The organism is Arthrobacter agilis (genome assembly GCF_002953615.1).
GTDB lineage: Bacteria > Actinomycetota > Actinomycetes > Actinomycetales > Micrococcaceae > Arthrobacter_D > Arthrobacter_D agilis_B.
Genome location: NZ_CP024915.1, coordinates 3365873 through 3368662, shown reverse-complemented (window position 1 = coordinate 3368662; position 2790 = coordinate 3365873). Strand labels below are relative to the sequence as shown.

Genomic DNA, 2790 nt, shown 5'->3' with positions numbered 1-2790 from the left:
CCGTCCGCGAGCAACAACCAGCCCCGCCGCTTCATCGTCGCCCGGCGCGGGACCCACGCGTTCGAGACGATCGTCTCGGCCCTCGTGGGATTCAACGCCGCCTGGGCCCACAACGCTTCGGTACTGGTCGTGGGCATCGCCGAGACATCGTCCGTGGAGGGCGATCTGCGTCCCTACGCCGAGTACGACCTCGGCCAGGCCATCGCGCACCTGAGCGTGCAGGCGCAGGCCGAGGGGCTGGCGACCCATCAGATGGCAGGGGTGGAGTGGGACAGGGTGGTGGCGGCCTTCGACCTGGCCGACAACCTGAAGCCCCTGACGATCACGGCCGTCGGCACGGTGGACGAGGCAGGCAAGCTTCCCGGCGCCCTGGCGGAGCGGGAGACCGCACCGCGGACGCGCCTTCCGCTGGACGAGCTGGTGCTGCTCCGCAGCTAGCGGGGTTCCGCGTCCCGTCGGCGCGGACCCACCCGTCAGCCGCGCAGTGCGGCCCGTGCGGCATGCCCGATCACGGCACTGTACGTGGGGTAGGCGAACTTCACCCGGGCCAGCGTGGCGAGGTCGGTGCCCGCCGCCATCGCGGACGCCACCGCGGTGATGACCTCCACCGCGTTCTCACCGACGGCATGCGCACCGAGGATCAGCTCGCGGCGCCGGTCGATCACGAGTTTGAGGAATCCCTGCTCGCGGTCGTCGATGATGGGCCGCTCGACGACCGCGTACGGCACGGAGACCGCGTGGCATTCGGCGTCGCGCTCCCTCGCCTTCGTCTCGGTCAGCCCCACGCCTGCGTAGTCCGGATCCGTGAAGCCGCCCTCCGGCAGCAGGTGGTGCGGCGTGGTGCGCGTGGCGCCGAGCACCGCGTTCTCGGCCGCGGTCTCACCCTCGAAGACGGCCGCCTGCACCAGCATGCTCGTGCCGTTGGCGTCACCCGCCACGAAGATGTGCGGAACGCTGGAGCGCAGGTACTCGTCCACTGGGATGAAGGATCGTGCGGTCCGGACGCCCGCCGCCTCGAGGCCCAGCCCGGCGAGGTTGGCGGGCCAGCCGGCCGCCATGATGACGGCGTCCACCGTGCGGGCCAGCGGCTCGCCGTCGCGCGTCCAGGTGAGCGTGAGGCCGTCGGCCTCCTTCCGGATGCTGTCGATCCCCCCGATGCCCGTCTCCACCTGGACGCCCTTGCCCGTGAAGCTCCCGGTGACGGCCGCGGCGACGTCCTCGTCCTCCGTCATCAGGATGCGTGGCGCGAGGTCCAGCAGGAGGACCCGGGAGCCCATCGCGTCGAAGATGGTGGTCATCTGCGCCCCGGTGTGCCCGCCTCCGATGATGGCCACGCTTCCGGGCAGGCTCTCGAGGCCCAGCACCTCGTGCGGCAGGACGGCGTACTCGGCGCCCTCGACGGGCAGCCGACGCCCGCTGCCGCCGATGCAGAGGATGATCGACGCCGCGGTGAGCCGGCGGTCACCCACGACCACGCCGTGGTCGCCGGTGAGCTCGGCGTCGCCCTCGATCAGTTCGATGCCGAGGCGCTCCATGGTGGCTCCGTAGCCCTTGGCGTCGAGGACCCGGGCCACCGTGGTGCGCACGCGGTCGACCGTCCTGGCCCAGTCGACGGACGGTTCGTCCACGACGATCCCGTAGTCGTACGCGGTGCGGACCTCCCGGAACAGCCGGGCGGTCTTCGCCAGGACGCGCGTCGGGACGCAGCCCGAGTTCACGCACGTGCCGCCGAGCGCGGAGCGTTCGACGACGGCGGTGCGCGCGCCGAGTTCGGCCGCGCGTGTGGCGGCCGCCATGCCGGCAGGTCCGCCGCCGATGACGAGGACATCGAACTCGTGGTCCATGGAAGGCTCCTTCGGTCGGTGGTGGCGCCTCCCATCCTCCACCGGATACGTACGGGCCCACAATGCGCGTGCGCGGTGGCGGTGCGGTGCTGTCCCGGGCACGCTCCTGCGCCTAGGATCAGGACCTCGGGTACGACACGAATGGATCGACATGGCTGGGGATGCTGGGGAGCTCCGCTACACGCTCACGGACGACGGCGCCTTCCTGCGCCTGCGGTGGGCCGCGGGTGTCACGATCGGAGGAGACGACGTCCGCTCGACGACGGCGGCCGTGACGGCCGCATCGCCCGCCGGGAGACGGCCGCTCCTGGTGAACATCGGACTCGTCGATGCGATCACCGCGGAAGCCCGGCACCTGCTCATCGAGGACGACTGCTCGTGCCGGACCGGCGTGGTCGGCGTGGATGACGTGGGCAGGGTGCTCACCGCCTTCAACTACCGCTCGGTGACCCCGAGCCGGTACTTCACGAACGAGGCGGAGGCGATCGCCTGGTTGACGGGTGGGGCCTCCCTCGGTGACTCCCCGACGGGGTGACGGGACCATGATCGATGCGGGAGCCCCGGCGGACGCCCTGCCGCTGCACGTGTTCACGCTGCCCGACCAGCGCCGGTCGTTCGCGGCACGGACCGGTGACGGTTGCGGGGCGGCGGGTCGAAGCGCACGGCAAGTGGTGGACAGCAAGTAAGCTGAGTTCCGGAGTGGCTCGTCTCACAGCCACGTCCCGCCGGTTCTGGTCCGATCCGGCAGCACGGATCTCATTTCTGAACAGGTAGTGGCATGGGCGAGGAGCGGATGCAGGGGGTCTCAGGAAGGCTGGCAGCGTTGTCGCCGGCGTCCCTCCACGTCCTGTTCGCCCTGATGCTCGCGGCGGCGGCCCTGACCGGCCGCCACACCATGCTCGACGCGCCGGGCCTGGCCCTCGTCTGGCCTGCGGCGGGGGCGAGC

General features: G+C 71.4%; 3 protein-coding genes. 2 read left to right on the top strand and 1 reads right to left on the bottom strand.

The window, feature by feature from the left end; all coding sequences use genetic code 11:
• Positions 1-438: nitroreductase (locus tag CVO76_RS16560; protein ID WP_208740169.1), on the top strand; the 438-nt coding region annotated here is incomplete at its 5' end.
• Between the two features lie 35 nt (positions 439-473).
• On the opposite strand, the gene CVO76_RS16555 is transcribed toward CVO76_RS16560, so the two are convergent.
• A complete protein-coding gene (locus tag CVO76_RS16555) occupies positions 474-1844 on the bottom strand; it encodes a dihydrolipoyl dehydrogenase family protein (protein WP_208740168.1) in 1371 nt (456 codons plus the stop codon).
• Positions 1845-1995: 151 nt separating this feature from the next.
• Here CVO76_RS16555 and CVO76_RS16550 point away from each other — a divergent pair, with 151 nt between their 5' ends.
• The gene (locus CVO76_RS16550; protein WP_208740167.1) at positions 1996-2379 is read left to right on the top strand and encodes a hypothetical protein; all 384 of its coding nucleotides are present in this window, start codon (positions 1996-1998) and stop codon (positions 2377-2379) included.
• Positions 2380-2790: the final 411 nt, after the last annotated feature.

Excerpts from the sequence above, each read along its gene's own strand:
- CVO76_RS16555 (WP_208740168.1), bottom strand. The coding sequence starts at position 1,844 with ATGGACCACGAGTTCGATGTCCTCGTCATCGGCGGCGGACCTGCCGGC.
- CVO76_RS16550 (WP_208740167.1), top strand. The coding sequence starts at position 1,996 with ATGGCTGGGGATGCTGGGGAGCTCCGCTACACGCTCACGGACGACGGC.